This is a genomic window from Ruegeria arenilitoris (assembly GCF_013030985.1).
In the GTDB taxonomy this organism is placed as follows: Bacteria; Pseudomonadota; Alphaproteobacteria; order Rhodobacterales; family Rhodobacteraceae; genus Ruegeria; species Ruegeria arenilitoris_B.
This window is the reverse complement of the sequence record NZ_WPYP01000012.1, coordinates 70,187-90,343: the sequence shown is the minus strand read 5'-3', so window position 1 is coordinate 90,343 and position 20,157 is coordinate 70,187. Positions and strand designations below refer to the sequence as shown.

Sequence of the window (20,157 nt, the reverse complement as noted above, 5' to 3'; positions counted from 1 at the left end):
AGGGGGGTCTTGGTGTCCAAAGTTGAACACATTCAGATCGCAAGCGTGATGAGAGGAGAAATGGTGATGCGTAGGGTGAACGGCTTGTACGGTTTCTAGAGTGTTCTTTTATATCTACCGTTCACCTTGCGCAGCACATCCCATAAGGGCCAGGTCTTCACGAACAGAAATTCCCGTAGTGGCGTGAAGACAATAGTCACGACGATCCCCAGCGAGAAAAGACACCATATGGCGGGCATTTCCGTGGGGCTGGATGCCGTGGCCCAAGCCAGTGTCGGTCCGACCAACAGTTGAAAACCAGCCACTTTCCAGGCGCCGAACAGGGCCGGAAGTATGAACATCACGGTGAAATAAACCGGAAAATTCAAATCGTATTGTTGCCCGAATATCGTGGCGGGCAGCCGCTCTCCCAGATCATTCAAGGGTAAGTGCCAGCCGATATGCCAGCTTTCCTTCTTCACGCAAAGATGGTCGCTGCACAACAGCCGCCCGGGCCTGCACGCGCCGGCCCATTCGAAGGGATAGATTTGTATCAACAGATACGCTCCGGTCAGTGCCCCGATGCCCAGCACGATCGGCATGATCATCCGGCGCATGTCGCTTGGGATGAAGTACAGCGCCAGGATACAGGTGAACAATGGCTGGAACGCGATGTGCACATAGGCCAGCAGGGCTGCGACCTGGTTCTGGGGCAGGGCACACTGGCCTTCGACCGAGTAGGAGTATCCCTGCAGCACTTCGATGGCCGTGAAATACACCAGCGGGGACCAGAGCAAGGCGCTGTCGCCCTGACGTATTGCTTTTACGGTGGCGACGACCCCAATGGCTGCTATCGTATATGAAGCTGGTCCACTCCAACACATTGTTCTATCAATTTCCGAAACTAATCATGTCGGGATCAGTATGCATTCGTTGAACCGCCGAGAAAGGCCTTTTTTAATCGATGAGGTTCTGGACGATTTCGCAAGGTTCGACTTCCCACTGAAAGACATCTGGCTCAGCGCTGCACGGTTCCATTATCACAATCTGGCCCCCGAGATTTCGGCATTGCCATCGGGTGCCCGCGCGCTTGAAATCGGCTGCGGCGCTGGAATCCTGCTGACATTGCTGGGGCAACAGAGCCCAAACATCTACATGGAAGGGATCGAACCCTTTGCCGAAGGGTTCGAGACGATGGAAGGCGTCCTGCAACATGCCCAGGGGCTGGGGGCACGAATTCATCGGTCGGCCTACGAAGATTATGACCCCTCAAAGGCTTATGACCTGGTCTATCTGGTCAATGTGCTGGAGCATCTGCCGGATTGGCGGCACTTTCTGGACACGCTTCCTCGGTTCCTGACACCACAAGGACGGTGTCTGGTGCTGTGCCCCAATTATGGCTTTCCCTATGAGCCCCATTTCAACATCCCCGTTGTCGGTTCTAAGGCAACGACCGGCAGAATGTTCAGGCGGCGCATTGACTGGGTCGAGAACACCTATGAGGTGCATGGCCTTTGGAATAGTCTGAACTTTGTCCAGCTGTCCCAGATCAAGCGCCATCTGGCGGGGTCTCAGCTGAAATTGCGTGTGCGGCACGAGATAACGGACCGGATGATCGACCGGTTCAACACCGATCCCGTGTTCCAGAAGCATATCGGAGTGTTCAACAAGGTCGGGCGCGCGGCAAAGGCTCTTGGTCTTACGCAGGTGTTTCGCCTTGGGCCTTGCGAGAACCTTCAGCCCTACATGTTCTTGGAGTTTTCCCGCGTGTCCGAGTGACAATTGGGGATGGTTCGGGCGGTCATTGTGCCAAGGCGGGTGTATTTCCAGACGACCATAAGCTGACTGACCCTTGCTAAGGTCAGGCCGTTGGTGACAAAGTGCCTTCAAATTAGCAGGTTTTGACAAGCGATTAAGAATGAACTCGATCAAAGTTCCGCGTGAATTTGCACGAGCAGACGATTGGTCGGCCTGCAAAGCCCTTGCGATCAGTGTGGTCATCGTTGCGCTTGGGCTGGGCGTTCCCGCCGCCTTTCCCGGTTCCTGGCTGGCGCTGTTTGGTGGTGCATTGCTTTTTGGCGCAGGAATTCTGAGGCTTTATTCTATCCAACACGATTGTGGGCATTACAGCTATTTCTCCAGCCGAAAGCTGAACGATCTTCTGGGCAACTGCCTTTCGATTTTCTCGGGCATTGCGCACAGCGTTCTGAGGTACAATCACAATCTGCACCATCAGCATCTCGGAGACTTAAAGCACCGGGATGTCCACGAGGTTTATGTGATGACACGGCGCGAATACGAAGCCGCGCCCATTTCCAAGAAGCTGATCTATCGCATCTACAGGCATCCGGTCACGTTGTTCCTTCTAGGGCCGTTGCTGGTTTATTTTGTGCAGTACCGCTGGCCCAGAAACACGCTGAAAGTCGGTGTCCGGGACGTGCTGTTGCAGAACATTGCTATGTTTGGCTTCTGGTTTCTGGTGGTCAAATTCCTGGGGTGGTGGGCGTTTTTTACCCTGATCCTCGGAAGTGTTTTTGCCGGTAGCTTTGGCATTTTTGTCGTCTATGTCGGCCACAATTTCGAGGAAACCTATTGGCGGGACACGGGCGAAAAAAACGCTCATGCTGCGGCATTGAACGGTGCAAGCTCGTTGCGGTTGGGGGTTCTCGTCGACTTTGTGCTCTTGAATTTTGGGTTTCATGATCTGCACCACTACAACGCGAAAATCCCGTGCTATCGCCTGAAGGAATGCAATGCGGCAATCGCCCAGAATTGGAACAGCGCGGCCATCGGGCTCAGAGAGTCCGTTGAATGTTTGCGGTGGCGGCTTTGGGATGAAGAGGCGAACAGAATGATCCCGTTCCCACACTCCTTCCATAATGATATCCGTTCGGGTTGGGCCACTTCACCGCGATCACGCGAGCTGTAATCTCAGCACATTTGACGTGTCCCTTGGGCTGTCCTACCCAACAAGGAGCTTTGGCCAGAAGAAAAACACCTTTGCGCCTGCGGTCGGCAAAGCGGTTGCATATTCGGTCAACCTTCCGAAGAGGCCCGGTTTAGATAGCGCCGGAAAGGATGCTTCACACAGGGTTTTTGCTCATTTCCGCTCGCGTAAACACGCGCCGGGCCAATTCAACGTCGCGCAGGTATTCGGTCATCACGATCCGGTTCAGGCCCATGTAGTCGTCATCCGTGAAATCATGCCGCGCCGCGATAAACTGGTCTCGAAGCGGCAATCTGTACCAAGGCGTATTATGACTGTGTAACCTCGGAGCATCAGTTCCACGAGGTTGCCGGTGCAAGCCTTGTGAGCCTCTACGACATTCCCGAGTACATCGCCTAAATGGTCGAGATCGTGGATGCCTTCTTCAATAAGCACCGTACCGCAATCGCGTAACTGAAACGCTTTGGTAGGCGGACTTGCCAGCGCCACCGGAAGTCGAATGATCATGACAATAGCGAAGACAATTCCTTTCGGCCCCAAAAGGCTGGACCCCTGTGCGTGTAGGAGACCTGACCGGCAAAACTAATGTGAGCACCGGTGCCAATGCCGGCGCTGGTTATAAAGAGACCAAAATCCTTCTGTCCAAAGGCGCGGCCGTTGTGATGCTGAACCGCATCGCGCCCAAATCCGAGACCACCTTCGCACAGCTGAAAAAGGACGAAGGCGCCGATGCGGATGTCCGGTCCATCCTGATGGACCTGGCCGATCTGACCTCGGTCCGGCGGGTGGTAGAAAAGGTGCTCGGCGTGCTGCCCCAGATCGATGCATTCATCGAATCGCGGCAATTGTACAGGTAGCAACGCAGAGATTCACCAAGGACGGTTTTGAAAGTCAGCTTGGCACAACTTACCGACCGAGATCACATGACTGCTGCTCTGGCGTCTTTCGCCAATTGCAAAGACTCGAGGCGTCTGAGTTCATCCAGCGCGTGCCTTTGGTCGCCCGTTCGGGCCAGCGCATTGTTATAGGCGCGCAGAACCGAGCGTGGACGCCAGGGCAGGGCGGCCTGCGCCACCCATGCGCGCAAAACTGGGGGAAGGCGGTCGAACTCGCGCATCGGATCTTCTCGGCGGCGCCGTTTCCGCAGATTTGTCTGACCAAGATTGCGGCCCATCAGTCGCCCTCTTCGATGTCAAAAATTGGATCCAGAACAAGAACCAGGCGCGTTTCTCCCGTGCCCGCGATCGGTGGTGAGCGGTGTACCAAGCCCGCTGGCGGGTCCTGCGGCCAAAGCGTGCCGCGCATGACCATCGGTGCGCCGGTCGGGACGGTGAAAATTCGCTTTGGGTCTTCGCCATCAGTCGAAATCCCGTATTGCGTGCCAGTGCCCCGATAGGTGCAGATCAGGCGTGCATAGATGGCATCAATGTGGAATTTCCGACAAGCGTTGGTGTTGATCGCGTCCAGCCGAAGGCGCAGAAATGGCACGCGCATCATCTTGGCGAACCGCGCTGCCAAATCGGAGATATCGTTTTCGAACCAGCTGCGTTCTGCCGTGTCTTCCATGCCTGCAATGTCGCACAGATGCTGCATGGCACTTGGGATGGCCCCGGGGCGCAGAACAAGCCGTGCGGTTGGCAACTGCGATGGATCAAGCGCGTCGATCCATGCCTGAAACTCTGAACTCAGCTGGCGCCGCCAGATCGTTGCCGCGCATCCCGGCATTTCAATCTTTGCCAACCCGTTCAATGTGTCGGCAACACCGACACCCACCGCTGCGCTCTTCAATTCTGCCCGAACCAAGCTCACGCGGCGTCCTCCACCCTGCGCCAGATCGGGAACGGGTCCGGCAGGTCCGTGGGTAGAGCGTCTGGGCTGGGCGCGACGGTCTCGGGCAGCAAGCAGGCATCGAGCCGCGATTTGAGAACAGGCCAATCAATGCCCGCGCCGATAAAGACAATCACTTGCCGCCGGTCGCCCCATGGCTCTGCCCAGTGCTGTTTGATGTAGTCAAGGACCGAGGGGTGTTCAGGCCACCGGGTTTCGGGCACGGAGGCCCACCATGTCCCGATTGGCTGAATGCTCGACAGCGCACCGGCCAATGAGAACTCCGCGACCCATTGGGGCCGCGTTGCAATCCAGAAATGCCCCTTTGCCCGGATTACACCGGGCAAGTCGCCGTTCAGCAGGGCCAGAATCTTTTCGGGCTCAAACGGCCGGCGGGCGCGGTAAACAAAAGACGCAACGCCGTATTCCTCGGTTTCCGGCACATGATCGGCAAAGCCATACAGCTCTTTCGCCCACATCGGATGCTGATGGGCGGCTTCGAAATCGAACAACCCGGTGTTCAGAATAGCGTCGGCGTCAACATCGGAGTGGTTTGTTTCGATGATCTTGGCGTCCGCGTTCAGGCTGCGGATGATTTTTCGCGCAGCATCGGTTCGGTCCGGTCCCGCATCGTCAATCTTGTTCAGAATGACGACGTCGGCGAACTCGATCTGGTCCGTCAGCAGATGAACCAGCGTCCGCTCATCGCCTTCTCCGATCGTCTCGCCGCGATCGTGCAGGAAGTCATGGCTTGAGAAGTCCTTTAGCAAGTTCACGGCATCGACGACCGTAACCATCGTATCAAGGCGGGCAACGTCCGACAGGCTCTGCCCATCTTCGTCTCGAAAGTCGAAGGTTGCCGCGACGGGAAGGGGTTCCGAGATGCCCGTGGACTCGATCAGCAGATAGTCGAACCGGCCTTCTGCCGCCAGCCGCCGCACTTCGTCCAGCAGGTCGTCGCGCAGTGTGCAGCAGATGCAGCCGTTCGACATCTCAACCAGCGTCTCGTCGGTGCGGCTCAGCTCGGTTTCGGCGCGCACCAGATCGGCATCGATATTCACTTCGGACATGTCGTTGACGATGACGGCAACACGCCGACCTTCGCGATTGTTCAGAACCCGGTTCAGAAGGGTGGTTTTGCCAGCCCCGAGAAAGCCGGACAGGACGGTGACGGGAAGACGGGTATCAGTCATGGCTCTGAAACTCTTCTTTCATGGCGGATTTGGGTTGATGCGCACGCAGCATGTCGAGGCTGCGCTGCAATTCGGGACGGCTGAGATCACGGGCGATGACCACAATGCGCGAGCGGCGGTCATCCCCGATCCAGTTATTCAACGGCACGGGCGGGTCGAAAACGTGCTGCACACCGTGAAATACGAAGGGCACATCGATGCCCTGAAGAAAGACGATGCCTTTGACGCGCAAAATGTCCGGGCCTTTGAGCGCGATCAGTGAGTCCAGCCAGTAGTCAAAGGTGGAATCCCTGATGGGCGCGTCCAGCACAATCGACTCGGAACTGATCCGCGTGTCATGGGGTGACCCCGCAAAAGGCGCGGCCTTTGGCTTGGAAAACCCGGAAAGGTTGGCCAACGGGTCTTCTTCGGGCAAGGCATGGGTGGTCCAGGTAATGGCATCCCTTTGGTCTACGTCCTTGCGCAGGCCGCTCAAACCCCAGAGCTTGTCCGGATCAAATTGCCCGGCCAAGGGCCGCTCGATCCGGGCGGTGGGATTCAGGCCACTCAGCCGTTGCGAGAGGGCGTCTGCCTCTGACCTGGAAACCAGATCAGTTTTGCTGAGAAGGATCAGGTCCGCCATCGCGACCTGCGAGACGGCTTCGAACTGGGTGTCCAGGGTCCAAGCTCCGTTGACCGCATCGACGAGTGTGACCAGGCCATCCAAGCGGGTATTGCGCGCCAATTCGGGGTCGACAAGTAACGTCTGCAGAATGGGGGCAGGGTCCGCAAGCCCGGTTGTTTCGATGACGATCCGCTCAAATTGCAGAAGCCCATCGTCCCGCCGTTCGATCAGATCTGCAATCGTCCCTGCCAAGTCGCCCCGGATGGAGCAGCAAAGGCAGCCGGATTGCATCAGGACGATCTCATCCTCGACTGCCTCGATCAGATCGTGATCCAGCCCGGCTTCGCCAAATTCATTCACGATGACTGCGATTTTGCCCGCAGAAGTCCCTGAGAGAACTGCGTTCAGAAGCGTCGTTTTACCGGCGCCGAGAAAGCCGGTCAGAACAGTGACCGGTACGCGTCGGTCATTGGTGGGGTCGGTGCCGTAAGCCGCGTGAGAAATCACTACACACTCCTTTGAGTATAATGTGATAACGTAACAATAAGGGAAAGAAAAACACAAGCTACCCACATCATGACCATGGCCTGTTCGGAAAGTTGTCGGAGTTGAGCTGACCAGAGACGCTAACGTCTCAAACAGTGATTGACCCGGTCGATGCTTCAATTTCGACCGGGCCGTTCGCAAGGATTACAGGCAATCGGCCAGTGTCTTGGCCATGTTGCGGATGACTTGCGGGTACAGCGCCGCGCCGGGTTCAAGATCGGACCCGAGCGGATCTATCACGCCGGTTTTGGCTTCGGTCCCGTCCAGCACGGTGTCCACAATTCCAGCGTTGAACTGCGGTTCTGCCAACACGCAATCGACGCCCTCTTCGCGGATGCGCGCCTGAATCTCGGCAATGCGCGCCGGGCTTGGGTCGGCTGCGTCACTGATCGATATTGCGCCCGATGCCGGGAAATCAAACGCGTTCTCGAAATACTGGTAGGCGTCGTGAAACACGATGAAGCTGCCACCGCGAACAGGCTCCAATGTCTCGGCAACCTCGGCCGACAGCGTTGCCATCTCATCACGCGCGGCGGCAGCGTTTGCAAAATACGCGCCCGCGTTGTCTGGGTCGGCGGCCGATAGTTGCGCCGCGATCAGGTTCAGCCAGGTTTCTGCATTTGCCGGAGACAGCCAGGCGTGGGGATCATGGTCGCCATGTTCATGCTCTTCGTGGTCGGCGTGATCTTCGTGGCCATGATCGTCATGCTTTTCGTGATCCTCGTCTTCATGCGTGTGCTCTTCGTCATGATCCTTGTCTTCGGCATGCTCCTCATGATCGTGGTCGTCATGGTCCTCACCTTCAGCATGTTCCTCATGCCCATGGTCGTCTTCGTCCCCATGTTCATGCGCCTCGAACAGGGCATTTTCACGGAAATCCAGACGAACTGTTCCGTCCGATTCCAGCAATGACGTGACGGTTGCGCCACCGGCCAGCGTTTCCATTGCACCTTCCATCCACGGCGTCAGGTCTTCACCGATCCAGAACACCAGATCGGCCTCTTGCAATGCAGCAGCTTCCGAGGGGCGCAGGTTGTATTCATGCGGCGAGGCACCGGGCGGAACAATCAGATTCGGTGACCCAACACCCTCCATGACCCGGGTCACCAGCGAATGAACCGGCGCGATATCGACTGCGACGTTCGGAACATCCGCCATGGCCGTTCCACCCATAAGTGCAGCCGAAATCGATACTGGGAGAAGCTTTCTGGACATCAGACCCTCTGTGTGATTTTATAACGTTACGAGCCGCATACATGATATGGAATAACATGACAAGTGACACGCACCCCATTCCGGTCGACGATACGGCCCCGGTTGGGTTCCAGAAACATGATCACGAACATTGCGTCCAAACTGCGCTGGCCACGGCGGGAGCTCGGTGCAAAGAGGAAGGGCTGCGTCTGACCCCGGTTCGACGCAAGGTTCTGGAGATGTTGCTGCAGGAGCATCGGGCGCTAGGCGCCTATGCCATCCTTGATCGTTTGCGGGATGAAGGGTTTGGGTCCCAACCGCCAGTCGCCTATCGCGCGCTTGATTTCCTTGTCCAGAACGGGTTCGTGCACAAGATCGAACGTTTGAACGCGTTTGTCGCCTGCTCGCATCCCGGTGCTGCGCATTCCCCGGCCTTTATGATCTGCAGAAAATGCGATGCGGTGGCCGAGGCTCAGTCCGCTCCGGCCAAGGGCGTCCTTGGCGCGGCGGCGCGTGCGGCGGGTTTCGAGATCGAGCGAACGGTTGTAGAAGCCGAGGGAATCTGCCCCGACTGCACCAAAAAGGCGTAGAGATGACCCTGATCACCGTTGAGAACCTCAGCGTGCGCTACGGCGCAAATACCGTTCTGCGTCATGTGGACATGGCAATTGAGCCCGGAGAGATCGTGACGATTGTCGGCCCAAACGGGTCCGGCAAGACCAGCCTGTTACGGGCGATCATCGGTGCGACCAAGCCATCCGTCGGGAAAGTGTCCCTCAAGCCTGGTCTGAAGATCGGATATGTTCCGCAAAAACTGCATATCGACCCGACCCTGCCAATTTCGGTCGAGCGCTTCATGGGTTTGACTCACCGTGTTTCACGCAAAAGCTGCGCACAGGCGCTTGAAACGGCGGGCGTGCCTGATCTTTTGCAGCGCCAGATGTCACAATTGTCCGGCGGGCAGTTTCAGAGGGTGCTATTGGCGCGCGCTCTGATCAATCGGCCTGAGGTCCTGTTATTGGACGAGGCGACCCAGGGTCTGGATCAACCGGGATCGGCAGCGTTTTATCGCCAGATCGAAGATGTGCGCCGCGAAACCGGATGTGCCATTCTGATGATCAGCCACGAATTGCATGTGGTCATGAGTGCTTCGGACCGGGTGATCTGCCTGAACGGCCACGTGTGCTGCGAAGGGTCGCCCGCCGTCGTGGCCTCGGCCCCGGAATACCGTGCGCTGTTCGGAACCGGGACGGGCGGCGCGCTGGCGCTTTACCGTCATGATCATGACCACGATCACGATCACTGTGATCACTCTCAGGAAGCCGCAGAATAATGCTTGATGATTTCATGACCCGTGCCACGCTTGCGGGTGTTGGCGTGGCCTTTGCCGCCGCCCCCCTCGGGTGTTTCGTCGTCTGGCGCCGGATGGCGTATTTCGGTGATGCAACAGCACATGCGGCCATCCTTGGCGTTGCGCTTTCACTGGCGCTGCAAATGTCCATTTTCCCGGGCGCATTGGTTGTCGCGTTGACCATGGCGCTGACCGTGACCCTGTTGGCCGGTCGTGGCTACGCCATGGATACGCTTCTGGGCGTCATGGCCCATTCCGCACTTGCGTTCGGCCTCGTCGCGGTTTCGTTTCTGTCGGGCGTTCGCATTGACCTGATGGCGTATCTCTTTGGCGATATTCTTGCAGTTTCGCGCTCTGATCTGCTGGTGATCTGGGGCGGGGCTGCCCTTGTCGTGGCGTTGATTGTATGGCGGTGGTCCCAACTGCTGACCGCGACATTGAACGAGGAACTGGCCTATGCCAGCGGCTTTGACCCCAAGCGCGAGCAGTTGATCCTGACGCTTTCGCTTGCCGTTACCGTGGCAGTGGCGATCAAGGTGGTGGGCGTTCTGCTGATCGCGGCCATGTTGATCATTCCGGCTGCTGCCGCGCGCAGCCTGGCAAAGTCCCCGGAAACGATGGCTTTGATCGCTGCCGTGATCGGTGCGGTTTCCGCCATCGCCGGGTTGAGGGCCGCTTACGTGTTCGACACACCTGCAGGCCCTTCGATTGTCTGCGTCGCTGCAATCCTGTTTGCGTGCTTCAGCCTGGTTGGTTGGCAGACACGGCACCAGACTTAGGTCACCTGAGCCGGAGTGCACTCGCATAGTCCGCTCTTCGGCGTAGAAGAACGCGTCGGATGAAGCTGTGGGAACGCTGCAGTGGTCGCCGCGCCACTGTTCAATCCTTGGGCTGAGGTCGGGGTTCAGCAACTAAGTCGTGGCTGCAGATGTTGACACTTTTCAATGCGTCAACCACACCGGGCACACTATTGGACCCAAACACATTTCAAGAAGGCCCCCTTGCCAACGCCGTTACTAAGCCGCAGCCTGCTTTGCCTCTGTCTTTCTGCCAGTGCCGTGGCCGCGGATTCTGAGTTTCTTTCCCTGGCTCCAACCTACCTGCCGTCCTATGTCGGGCTCGGTATCGGGCCATACCCGGAAAATATCGGGGCCGATGAAACCGTTGTCGGAGCCGCTCCAATCGCGCGCCATACATTTGGCGAACAGCGCTACGTTGCTCTTGAAGTCAGCTATGCAAGGATAAACCTGCTGGAAAATCGCAATTGGCGGTTCGGACCTGCAGGCATGTACCGTTTTGGCCGGAGCGATGTGAAAGACGATGTCGTCGCCAAGCTCCCGGACGTTGACGGGTCGCTCGAACTGGGTGTTTTCGGGGCCTATGAAGATGTGGGCAAAGATCCCCGGAACAGGTGGGCAGTCGGCGCCAGCTTCTTGCATGGTGTTTGGGGCGACAATGACGGCTATACAATCTCGGTCAATTTCAACAGGTGGCTCCCGGCCGGACGCTATGCGGCGTTGGGTCTGTACGCGGCGGCGTCCTTTGGGTCCTCGGAGTTCATGAGCACCTATTTCTCGGTCACCCCTGCGGGCGCTGCGGCCAGTGGGCTGCCCGTCTTCGACGCGGGTTCGGGTGTGCGTGATCTGCGTTTCGGTGCCGTGTTCATCCAACCTCTGAGCCGGGAATGGCAAGTCGGCACCGGTTTTTTGTATAGCCGCCTGCTGGGTGATGCCGCGGACAGCCCCATCGTCTCGGAGCGAGGTGACCGCAACCAGCTCGTCTATGGTGTCGGATTCACGCGAGCATTCTAACCCCTTCCCCCGCATGGGCCTCGGGCAGGAGTGAGGAAAGCGTCAGGATGTGGAAACCCGTTTGCCAACGCCAACGCGCTATCGTGGTTCAAAACCCGCGAGAAAATCTGGATGCTCTGTTCTCGGAGCATTGGTGAGACTGTACCGCCTTCAGCCAAAGCACGAACCTGAGCGCGCCGGTCTTCCAGTTTTCGGCTGCCCGTACCAAGCGCGTCATCGACGGCAGCGACCGCATTTGATCCATCCACTTCGATCCCGGCCAAAGCCCATTGGTATAGGTGGCTGCTGCCTAAGCGCGATGTGCGCCGATACCGTGACCGGACAATCTAGACGGCCTCGGCATCGTCTGTTTGCAGGCCCAGCAGGCGGATGGAAACAGGGAAAAGACCGGTACGATTTTTATCACGGAACTCTCGCAGCAGCTGATCTGAGGGAACGTTTATTCGCAACGATCGAACAAGGTCATACGGCGCGCGATCGATTTCAATCAGCGCGGTATCGCGCAAAGCCCTGTCTTGGTGCGATATTTACGCGGCAAAAAGCGCAATACGGTCAGCTGAGACGATATCGCCGGGCTGCCAGGTTTTCTCTGCGGAATTCAGCGCTTTCATAAAACGTGCTCTTTCCGGAGTGAGCATGAAAACCCTGCGCCATTTGCGCGACAGGCTGCGCCCCGCAGCATCTTTGTCGGTGGCCCCGTAGGTCAAAAGAACGGCCTTTTGCGGGTCAGCCCGAAAGGCGGCCCGTGTTGTGCTGCCGACAAGAAAGGGAATCTTGGGCAGCCTTGCGAGGTCCTGCGTCGTGCCTTTCAGAATTTCCTTTGGAACAAGCATGAACGGATTGCCCGGTCCTGGCCCGGCCAGCACAATGGCATCCGCAGATAGCAGGCGATCCGCAAGGGATGTATCAGGCATCTCAGTGCACACGGCACAGGCTTTAGCCGGTCGGGTTGCCGCAATATTTGCGATCACGGCACCAATGACCGGAAGGAGCAATCCTGAAAAGCGCATCAAACCATCCCGGTATGATTGTATAATATCGCCAAGCTGGCAGATCAGATTCGAGCCATGTCTGACTGGGTCAACTGAATGATCGCAGACCCTTTTGCTTTTTCATATCAGTTATTCATCAGACTCGACGCAGCTTCGGAGGTCTGGTTGGCACCGTTTTTTCGGTTAGACAGCCAGCCCGGCCCGCAACCCTTCCAGCACAGCCTCTTCGGCGGTGCGCGGGGCGACGCAGTCCCCGATCAGGTGGTGTTCCAGTCCAAGTTTGCGGACCAGGTCCTCGACAGTGTTAAGAGGGGTGTGGCCCTGACACAAAACCAGCGTGTCGACGCCGTCACAGATCACCGCCTCGTTGTTCATGATGTGCTGAAGATAGACGCTGTCCTCATCGGCGCCGAACAGGCGCATGAAGGGCAGGGTTTCCACGCCGAGACCGTGCAAGCGTCCGATACTGGCATCGCGGACATACATCTGGATGGACTGTCCCGCCATGTAGCCGTTGACTGCCAGCCGGACCGAGTGGCCGTTCTGCGCCAAAAGCTCGGCGATGCCGATACCGATCCAGTCGGCCCGCCAATCTGCGACGACGACCGATTTTCCAACATTGACGCCCCCCTGCAGGACTTGCCATGCATCCACGACATGCGCGTCATCGCGCCCTTCGAACTCCGGCCAGCGCGGGGTGGCGCCAGTTGCGACAAGGACGGTGTCGGGGGCATAGTCGGTGATCGAAGCTTCGGTAACTTCGACGCCCTTTCGGATGTTGACCCCGGCCAGTTCCATCTCGCGCGTCAGGTTGGTGATGATGCCGCCAAACTCGGCCCGATGCGGCAAGAGTTGCGCCAGCCGGGTCTGACCGCCAAGTTGGGCACTCCGTTCAAACAGGGCGACCTCGTGGCCGCGTTCGGCTGCCACCGCGGCGGCCTTCATGCCACCCGGCCCGCCGCCAGCAACCAGTACTCTGCGTTTCGATGTGGCCAGCGCGGGGGTGCCAAAGTACAGCTCGCGCCCGCTGACCGGGTTCTGGATGCAGGAAATCGGGTATCCATCGTGGAAATGCCCGATACAGGCTTGGTTGCAGCCGATACAGGCGCGGATGTCATCCTCCCGCCCCGATTGCGCCTTGTTGGCCATGTCCGGATCACAAATCATCGCGCGGGTCATTCCGCACAGATCTGCCTGACCCGAGGCGATGATTTTCTCAGCATCCTGTGGCTGGTTGATCCGTCCGGTGACAATGGTTGTCAGGCCGGTGCGCGCGCCAATGGCCTGACCCAACGGAGCGGTATAGCCGACCTCTTCGAACATCGGCGGGGCAATGTGGACCGATCCGGCCAGTGTGGCGGACGACCCGGCCACGACGCTGAAATAATCCAGCACCCCGTCTGCTGCGATCATCGCGCAGGCCTCGAGCACGTCGGATTGCTCCAAACCTTCATGGCTGCGTTCATCGCCGGACAGCCGCAGGCCGATGACAAAATCCTCACCCGCCTTGGAGCGAATATCCGCTGCAGTGTCCCGGATGAATCGTGTTCGGTTTTCCAATGACCCGCCATAGGCATCCTCGCGACGGTTGACCTGCGGATTGAGGAATTGCGCCGGCAAATAACCATGTGACGCCACGATCTCGACCCCATCAAGACCGGCCTTGCGCATCCGGCGCGCCGCGTCGCCATAAGATGAAATCACCTCAGAGATCATCTCCAGAGGCATCGGTCGGGGCATCACATGGAACCGCTCGTTCGGAGTGGATGAAGCCGAATAGGACACTGGCGCCGTGCCGTCCTCGGAGGCCAGCATTTCGCGGCCCGGATGGAACAGCTGTGCAATCAGACCACTGCCGTGGCTGTGAACGACCTCTGCCAGTTGCCGGTAGCCGGGGATGCATTCATCCGTGTCCACCCGGATCGGGTCGGCGACGAATATCGCGCTGGGATGCACCAAGGCGACTTCGGTGATGATCAGCCCTGCACCCCCGCGCGCCCGGGCCTCGTGATAGGCAATCATCCGGTCGCCGATACGGCCCTTGTCGTTCAGATGGGTCTCGTGCCCGGTGGACACAATCCGGTTGCGCAAGGTCAGGTTGCCGATGGTGATCGGTGAAAACAGGTTGGGGAAACCGGATCGGTTCATGAGATGCTTCCTGCTGGCACTGTCAGAAATTCGGCGGGGTGATCGCCCAGATCACCATGGTTTCTTCCTCTGAGGGATTGCGGTAGCGGTGCGGCGTCGTGCTGTCGAAGGCAAAGCTGTCGCCTTCTTGCAGGTGATAAAGCGTATCTCCGACCCACAGATCCAACGTGCCGCGGATGACAACGCCGGCCTCTTCTCCTTCGTGGAAATACACGGTTTCGACGCCGCTTCCGGGGGGAAACCGGCAGGACAAAAGCTCGAGCTTTCCGCCCAGCCCCGGTGTCAGCAGCTCGTCACGAATGCCATCGTCATATTCGATCGATCGCCGTTCCTGTTGGCGCACGACATGGGCGTTTCTATCGGCATCCGAGGTCGAGAAGAACCACCCGACGGACACCCCCAACGCGCGGCTGATCTTGAACAGTGCAGTTACGGAGGGACGGTTCTGACCCCGTTCGATTTGGCTGATGAAGCCGTTGGACAGGCCGGTCGCCTGACCCAATTGTCCAAGCGTCATGCGTTTCGCTTTGCGCAGCGCCCTGATCTCTTCGCCCAATAGCGGATCAAACCGGGAGCTTTCCACTGTCTCGATGTCCAGCGGAGCAGAGATCACATTTCCTTCGTAGTGATTGGGCATTCTCGGGGGCTCACAAGTGTAAAAATAAAGCGTCAATAATTTACTATTATAAATTATGTCAACTGATTCTAGCCTGCATTCAGGTTTCCCTCGAGCCATTCACCGCAAGAAAGCCTGAGTGTTTCTGATCCAATGCAACGATCAGGAACGACCAGCCGGTTGTTGCAAACAACAAGGATGTTCGACAAAAGCCGGTCAATTCCGTCTGGGGATCGAAAGGGCTCTGTCGGGTGCTGCGCGCCAGAGCCAAGATCGGTCAACCGCATGGGATTGGCGCATTTTGCCATAAAATTGGCGGGCGCTGCTAATGCGGTTCGGCCTTTGCTACCCTGTGTTGGCAGCAGGCAGACAAAGAAGAACTTCATGACGCCCCCGAACGCATAAAAACCCCGGATGCGTTCTGGCATCCCGCCGAGCACCTGTCGACGGCGCAGCCTTTTGCATTGCGGCGCGCGCTGGCCCACGCAACAGGCTGACCTGTGAATACCTGTCCGAACCCGAGTTCGACATCACCAAAATCGTCTATCTTCTGGGCTACTAGGATCAGAAGCCCTTCTACCGTGCCCCCCACAAATAGGAGGACAAAACGCCCGCCGAATGGCGCGATGCTCAGGTTTATGTGCAGAACCACGATACGCTGAATCACATGACCGTGGGCCTGTTCAACCCGTGCAACGGCGGCAAATTTGCAATGGTCGCCATGACCTAACGCCCCAAACTGTTCGAAGACGTCGAGGCGTTTGTCTGCCCGCAACCCTGTTCATCACGTACCGCAGCTGAAAAGATTGGCATGCTGCAGGGCATCGAGGATTTCATCGATTTCCTCGATCAGGAACAGCAGCATCTTGGCACTTTCCCGATGGAGAATTGGCGCCGCATCACTACGCTGCCAATGTGAAAGTGCCGACCTAAATCATTCAGGCCCGTGATGACATCTGAACCCGCCCCGAAGACGTGCAGGGTACTAACAACCGTCTGACATTACCGGAAGAGGACAAGAAACTCGTCCGGATCAAAGGTACGACGGTGCGGTTCGACGGGTACAACTAATTCGGTGGTTACCCCGAAACCATGGCCGCGAGTCTTCGTCACATACATGAAGCAGCACGCTGATCCGCAGGATCAGGTCCCCTGGTCTCGTTGCCCCTAAATTCTGTCTGAACGGTTTACAACAGGCAGCGGATACGTTTTCAAGTTAGCGAATACGTTATTTGAAACGACCCGCCTTGGCTGAGCAGGACAACATGAACCATACGTGGATCGAAAAATTCAAAGGTCTGAGTCGTCTTCCCGAAGATATTCGGGCAGAGCTTGTTGCAGGCAGTCAGGTCATTTCCCTGCCCGCCGGCACTCAGGTCTTTGCGCCTGGACAAACGGCGGACAATCTTTTGTTGTTGCTGGACGGGACCGTTCGGGTGCAGCAGAAATCGGATACCGGTCGAGAGGTCTTTCTGTACCGGGTTCATGCAGGTGAAAGCTGCGTCCTGACGACCGCCTGCATGTTGGCGTTCGAGGATTATTCGGCCGACGGGATCGCCGAGACGGATATCACGGCGGTCGCTATCCCCCGAAATACCTTTGACGATCTGGTGGCGAAATCGACAGTGTTCCGCGAGTTTGTGTTCACCGCGTATTCCCGGCGGATCACTGATCTGTTCACACTGATCGACGACATCGTCTTTCAACGCATGGACGTCCGTCTGGCCGCGCGATTGCTGGAGCTTGCGGACGAAGACAACGTCGTACACGCAACACATGCCATTCTGGGAACCGAGTTGGGGACCGCGCGCGAGGTGGTCTCGCGTACTCTTTCCGAGTTCCAACGCCGTGGGTGGGTTGAGCAGGCCCGGGGTGAGGTCCGCCTGACCGCGCGCGAAGGGCTGGAGCATATGGTAAAGGCCGCCAGCGCCGCCTGACCCCTTCCGGATTACAAAATTTTGCGGCTTTGGTGACCAAGTCACCAAAGCTAGGGTCCCGGGTGTGCGATTGAATGTCCATCGATTCTCGATGGAGTGAGACATGACCACAAATATGGGAAAAATTGACCGCACCCTGCGCATCGTGATTGCCGCAGCCCTGGCTTATGCCGCCTTTGGAACAACCGTGCTTGGCAGCGGTGCTTTGTTCTGGCTGGCGTTGATTGTCGCGGCGGTCTTCACACTGACGGCCTTTGTGGGGAACTGCCCGCTGTACCGCATCATCGGCCTGAAAACCTGCAGCGACTGCGGCTGACCGAAACGGTTGCCACACCCTGAATACGACCCAGAGGAGACAACACATGACGACCTACCCCGTAAACATGGCCGTTAAACCCGATGTTTTCGCGTTTTTCGACGAGGCCACAAATACCATCAGCTATATCGTCAAGGACCCGGGTTCGAATGCCTGCGCCATCGTCGACAGCGTTATGGATATCGATTACGCGGCGGGTCGCATCACCTTTGATCATGCTGATGAACTGATCCGCGTGATTACGGAAAAAGGGCTGAAGCTGGAGTGGATTATCGAAACCCATGTCCACGCCGATCACCTTTCGGCGGCGCCGTATATTCAGGAGAAACTGGGCGGTAAAATCGGGGTCGGATCGAAGATCACCGTTGTGCAGGATACGTTCGGGAAAGTCTTCAACGAAGGCACCGAGTTTCAGCGCGACGGGTCGCAATTCGATGCACTGTTCGAGGATGGCGACACCTACATGATCGGCTCCATGCAGGCCTTTGCCATGTATACGCCCGGTCACACGCCGGCCTGCATGGTACATGTGATCGGCGACGCGGCCTTTGTCGGCGACACCTTGTTCATGCCCGACGGCGGCTCGGCCCGTGCCGATTTTCCGGGCGGGGATGCAGGTGTTCTGTATGACTCGATCCAGAGGGTTCTGGCCCTGCCAGATGAAACCCGGCTGTTCATGTGTCATGACTATGGGCCGAACGGGCGCGATATCGCCTGGGAAACCAGCGTGGCCGAGGAAAAGGCCCACAACATCCATGTCGGCGGCGGCAAGACGAAAGAGGAATTCGTCAGGTTCCGCACCGAACGGGATGCCACGCTTGCCATGCCCAACCTCATCATCCCCTCTCTGCAGGTCAACATGCGGGCCGGAGAGGTTCCCACAGACACCGATGGCAACCCGATGCTCAAGGTGCCGGTCAACGGCCTGTAAATAGCAAATGGGAGGAGAGCCATGGAACTTCGTATCATATCGCCCAAGTTCACGGTCAGCCCGCAGATCACGGTTGATGACGTTCGGACCATCTCGGCACAGGGATACCGCTCGATCATCTGCAACCGGCCGGATGGTGAGGGCGCCGACCAGCCGTCGTTCAAGGAGATCGCCGCCGCCGCCGAGGCCGCAGGGATCGAGGCGCGCTATGTCCCGGTGCAGTCCGGCATGGTGAAAGATCAGGATGTTGCAGCGTTTGGTGAGGCGTTGGAGGACGTCCAGCGCCCGGTGCTGGCCTATTGCCGGACCGGGACACGCTCGGCCACGCTGTGGTCATTTCACGAGGCCAAGAAGCGCCCCATGTCCGAGATCCTGATGGCCACCAAGGCTGCGGGCTATGACATGAACGGCGTTGCCCGCCGCATTGCCAATGGCGGGAAAACCCCGACCGACACGGGCGACGCGCATTTTCAGGTTGTAATTGTCGGCGCGGGCGCAGGTGGCATGTCAGTCGCTGCCAGCCTGAAGTCGCGGCAACCTGATTTGGACATCGCGGTGATCGATCCGGCTGATATTCACTATTATCAGCCCGGCTGGACCATGGTGGGCGGCGGCATCTTTGACGCCCAGACAACAGCGAAAACCATGGGTAGCCTGATCCCGAAGGGTGTACACTGGATCAAGGCCGCGGTCGCGGCGTTCGAGCCGCAGAACAACGCCGTCGTTCTGGACGGGTGCCGGGTGGTGAAATACGACCGCCTTGTCGTGTGCCCCGGTCTGAAACTGGATTGGGGCAAGGTCGAGGGGCTGGAAGAGACCTTGGGCCGCAATGGTGTGACGTCGAACTACCGCTATGACCTTGCACCCTACACCTGGCAACTGGTGCAGGAGATGAAAGAAGGCAAGGCGCTGTTTACCCAGCCGCCGATGCCGATCAAATGCGCCGGGGCGCCGCAAAAGGCCATGTACCTCTCGGGCGATGCCTGGTTTCGAAGCGGCGCGTTGAAGGATATCGACATCCAGTTCATGAACGCGGGCGGCGTGTTGTTCGGGGTCAAGGATTATGTTCCGGCGCTGGAGCGATATATCGAGAAATACGGTGCCACGCTGAACTTCTTCCACAATCTCGTGTCAATCGACGGGCCAGCCAAAAGGGCGGTGTTCGAAGTGGTCAAAGGGGATTGTGACCCGGATACAGTCGAGGTCGAGTTTGACATGATCCATGTGTGCCCGCCCCAGACTGCACCTGATTTCGTGCGTGTCTCACCGCTGGCCGATGCGGCGGGCTGGGTCGACGTGGATCAATCGACACTGCGTCACAAAACCTACGACAATATCTGGTCGCTTGGTGACGTGATGAATGCGCCCAATGCGAAAACTGCCGCCGCGGCCAGGAAACAAGCGCCAACCGTGGCGGGCAACATCGTGGCCGACATCGCAGGGCGTTCGGCTGTGGCGCAATATGACGGGTATGGTTCCTGCCCGCTGACGGTCGAGCGCGGCAAGATCGTTCTGGCCGAATTCGGCTATGGCGGTGCGCTGAAACCCAGTTTCCCGCGTTTCCTGATCGACGGAACAAAACCAAGCCGCATGGCATGGTTCCTGAAGGAAAGCCTGCTGCCGCCGATCTACTGGAAGGCCATGTTGCGCGGCAAGGAATGGATGGCGCGGCCCGAGAAGCTGAATGTTGCACCAGAGTGAAAATTAGGTCTGCCTGCGATTTTGTGCGCAACGACATGCGGGTGGTGCCGACAGCACCGCCCGC

At 58.0% G+C, this 20,157-nt stretch carries 23 protein-coding genes; 11 read left to right on the top strand and 12 right to left on the bottom strand.

Going from position 1 to position 20,157, the window contains the following annotated elements; genetic code table 11:
- Positions 1–95: 95 nt before the first annotated feature.
- On the bottom strand, positions 96–863 hold the full coding sequence (locus tag GOX88_RS20270) for a DUF5765 domain-containing protein (protein ID WP_170406208.1): 768 nt from the start codon (positions 861–863) through the stop codon (positions 96–98).
- A 40-nt stretch (positions 864–903) separates the two neighbouring features.
- On the opposite strand from GOX88_RS20270, the gene GOX88_RS20265 reads away from it, so the two are divergent.
- Both GOX88_RS20265 and GOX88_RS20260 read left to right on the top strand, forming a co-directional pair.
- The gene (locus GOX88_RS20265; RefSeq protein WP_217354268.1) at positions 904–1,758 is read left to right on the top strand and encodes a class I SAM-dependent methyltransferase; all 855 of its coding nucleotides are present in this window, start codon (positions 904–906) and stop codon (positions 1,756–1,758) included.
- Positions 1,759–1,897: 139 nt separating this feature from the next.
- Positions 1,898–2,908: a fatty acid desaturase gene (locus GOX88_RS20260; RefSeq protein ID WP_170406203.1), complete on the top strand. Its 1,011-nt coding sequence runs from the start codon at positions 1,898–1,900 to the stop codon at positions 2,906–2,908.
- A 154-nt stretch (positions 2,909–3,062) separates the two neighbouring features.
- On the opposite strand, the gene GOX88_RS20255 is transcribed toward GOX88_RS20260, so the two are convergent.
- The gene (locus GOX88_RS20255; protein ID WP_170406201.1) at positions 3,063–3,218 is read right to left on the bottom strand and encodes a hypothetical protein; all 156 of its coding nucleotides are present in this window, start codon (positions 3,216–3,218) and stop codon (positions 3,063–3,065) included.
- A 295-nt stretch (positions 3,219–3,513) separates the two neighbouring features.
- On the opposite strand from GOX88_RS20255, the gene GOX88_RS23510 reads away from it, so the two are divergent.
- Entirely contained in the window at positions 3,514–3,783 is a 270-nt protein-coding gene (locus GOX88_RS23510) for an SDR family NAD(P)-dependent oxidoreductase (RefSeq protein WP_367648089.1), read from the top strand.
- Between the two features lie 62 nt (positions 3,784–3,845).
- Here the strand turns inward: GOX88_RS23510 and GOX88_RS20245 are convergent, their stop codons facing one another.
- From GOX88_RS20245 to GOX88_RS20225, 5 genes are all read right to left on the bottom strand, one after another.
- The gene (locus tag GOX88_RS20245; protein ID WP_170406198.1) at positions 3,846–4,100 is read right to left on the bottom strand and encodes a DUF6525 family protein; all 255 of its coding nucleotides are present in this window, start codon (positions 4,098–4,100) and stop codon (positions 3,846–3,848) included.
- Complete coding sequence (locus GOX88_RS20240) at positions 4,100–4,735, bottom strand: DUF1826 domain-containing protein (protein WP_170406197.1); 636 nt, start codon at positions 4,733–4,735, stop codon at positions 4,100–4,102. Before GOX88_RS20240 ends, GOX88_RS20245 begins: the two co-directional genes overlap by 1 nt.
- The gene (locus GOX88_RS20235; protein WP_170406194.1) at positions 4,732–5,946 is read right to left on the bottom strand and encodes a GTP-binding protein; all 1,215 of its coding nucleotides are present in this window, start codon (positions 5,944–5,946) and stop codon (positions 4,732–4,734) included. Before GOX88_RS20235 ends, GOX88_RS20240 begins: the two co-directional genes overlap by 4 nt.
- Positions 5,939–7,057 carry a CobW family GTP-binding protein gene (locus tag GOX88_RS20230; RefSeq protein WP_367648088.1) on the bottom strand — a complete coding sequence of 373 codons (1,119 nt, stop codon included), beginning with the start codon at positions 7,055–7,057 and terminating at the stop codon, positions 5,939–5,941. The genes GOX88_RS20235 and GOX88_RS20230 overlap by 8 nt, the downstream gene beginning before the upstream one ends.
- 183 nt (positions 7,058–7,240) lie before the next feature.
- Positions 7,241–8,311, bottom strand: a complete 1,071-nt coding sequence (locus GOX88_RS20225; RefSeq protein ID WP_170406192.1) for a zinc ABC transporter substrate-binding protein — start codon at positions 8,309–8,311, stop codon at positions 7,241–7,243.
- A gap of 56 nt (positions 8,312–8,367) precedes the next feature.
- Here GOX88_RS20225 and GOX88_RS20220 point away from each other — a divergent pair, with 56 nt between their 5' ends.
- From GOX88_RS20220 to GOX88_RS20205, 4 genes are all read left to right on the top strand, one after another.
- Positions 8,368–8,880 (top strand): Fur family transcriptional regulator, encoded by a 513-nt coding sequence (locus GOX88_RS20220; protein ID WP_170406189.1) that lies wholly within the window; start codon positions 8,368–8,370, stop codon positions 8,878–8,880.
- 2 nt (positions 8,881–8,882) lie between these two features.
- On the top strand, positions 8,883–9,623 hold the full coding sequence (locus GOX88_RS20215) for a metal ABC transporter ATP-binding protein (protein ID WP_170406187.1): 741 nt from the start codon (positions 8,883–8,885) through the stop codon (positions 9,621–9,623).
- Entirely contained in the window at positions 9,623–10,420 is a 798-nt protein-coding gene (locus tag GOX88_RS20210) for an iron chelate uptake ABC transporter family permease subunit (RefSeq protein ID WP_170406184.1), read from the top strand. Before GOX88_RS20215 ends, GOX88_RS20210 begins: the two co-directional genes overlap by 1 nt.
- 279 nt (positions 10,421–10,699) lie before the next feature.
- The gene (locus GOX88_RS20205) at positions 10,700–11,452 is read left to right on the top strand and encodes a MipA/OmpV family protein (RefSeq protein WP_170406183.1); all 753 of its coding nucleotides are present in this window, start codon (positions 10,700–10,702) and stop codon (positions 11,450–11,452) included.
- 326 nt (positions 11,453–11,778) lie between these two features.
- Here GOX88_RS20205 and GOX88_RS20200 read toward each other — a convergent pair whose 3' ends face one another.
- The 5 genes from GOX88_RS20200 to GOX88_RS20180 all read right to left on the bottom strand — a co-directional run bounded on the left by GOX88_RS20200 (position 11,779) and on the right by GOX88_RS20180 (position 15,983).
- A complete protein-coding gene (locus GOX88_RS20200; RefSeq protein WP_170406180.1) occupies positions 11,779–11,958 on the bottom strand; it encodes a hypothetical protein in 180 nt (59 codons plus the stop codon).
- A gap of 21 nt (positions 11,959–11,979) precedes the next feature.
- Entirely contained in the window at positions 11,980–12,366 is a 387-nt protein-coding gene (locus GOX88_RS20195) for a hypothetical protein (RefSeq protein ID WP_170406178.1), read from the bottom strand.
- 261 nt (positions 12,367–12,627) lie between these two features.
- The gene (locus GOX88_RS20190) at positions 12,628–14,592 is read right to left on the bottom strand and encodes an FAD-dependent oxidoreductase (protein ID WP_170406176.1); all 1,965 of its coding nucleotides are present in this window, start codon (positions 14,590–14,592) and stop codon (positions 12,628–12,630) included.
- 22 nt (positions 14,593–14,614) lie between these two features.
- Entirely contained in the window at positions 14,615–15,229 is a 615-nt protein-coding gene (locus GOX88_RS20185) for a helix-turn-helix domain-containing protein (protein WP_170406173.1), read from the bottom strand.
- Positions 15,230–15,590: 361 nt separating this feature from the next.
- On the bottom strand, positions 15,591–15,983 hold the full coding sequence (locus GOX88_RS20180; protein ID WP_170406172.1) for a hypothetical protein: 393 nt from the start codon (positions 15,981–15,983) through the stop codon (positions 15,591–15,593).
- 490 nt (positions 15,984–16,473) lie between these two features.
- On the opposite strand from GOX88_RS20180, the gene GOX88_RS20175 reads away from it, so the two are divergent.
- The 4 genes from GOX88_RS20175 (at position 16,474) to GOX88_RS20160 (ending at position 20,093) form a co-directional block, all read left to right on the top strand.
- Positions 16,474–17,145, top strand: coding sequence for a Crp/Fnr family transcriptional regulator (locus tag GOX88_RS20175; protein WP_170406362.1), 672 nt, complete (start codon positions 16,474–16,476; stop codon positions 17,143–17,145).
- A gap of 103 nt (positions 17,146–17,248) precedes the next feature.
- Entirely contained in the window at positions 17,249–17,461 is a 213-nt protein-coding gene (locus tag GOX88_RS20170; RefSeq protein ID WP_170406169.1) for a YgaP family membrane protein, read from the top strand.
- Between the two features lie 46 nt (positions 17,462–17,507).
- Positions 17,508–18,392, top strand: a complete 885-nt coding sequence (locus GOX88_RS20165) for an MBL fold metallo-hydrolase (protein WP_170406166.1) — start codon at positions 17,508–17,510, stop codon at positions 18,390–18,392.
- A gap of 21 nt (positions 18,393–18,413) precedes the next feature.
- Positions 18,414–20,093, top strand: coding sequence for a bifunctional protein tyrosine phosphatase family protein/NAD(P)/FAD-dependent oxidoreductase (locus tag GOX88_RS20160; RefSeq protein WP_170406163.1), 1,680 nt, complete (start codon positions 18,414–18,416; stop codon positions 20,091–20,093).
- The last annotated feature ends 64 nt before the right edge of the window (positions 20,094–20,157 follow it).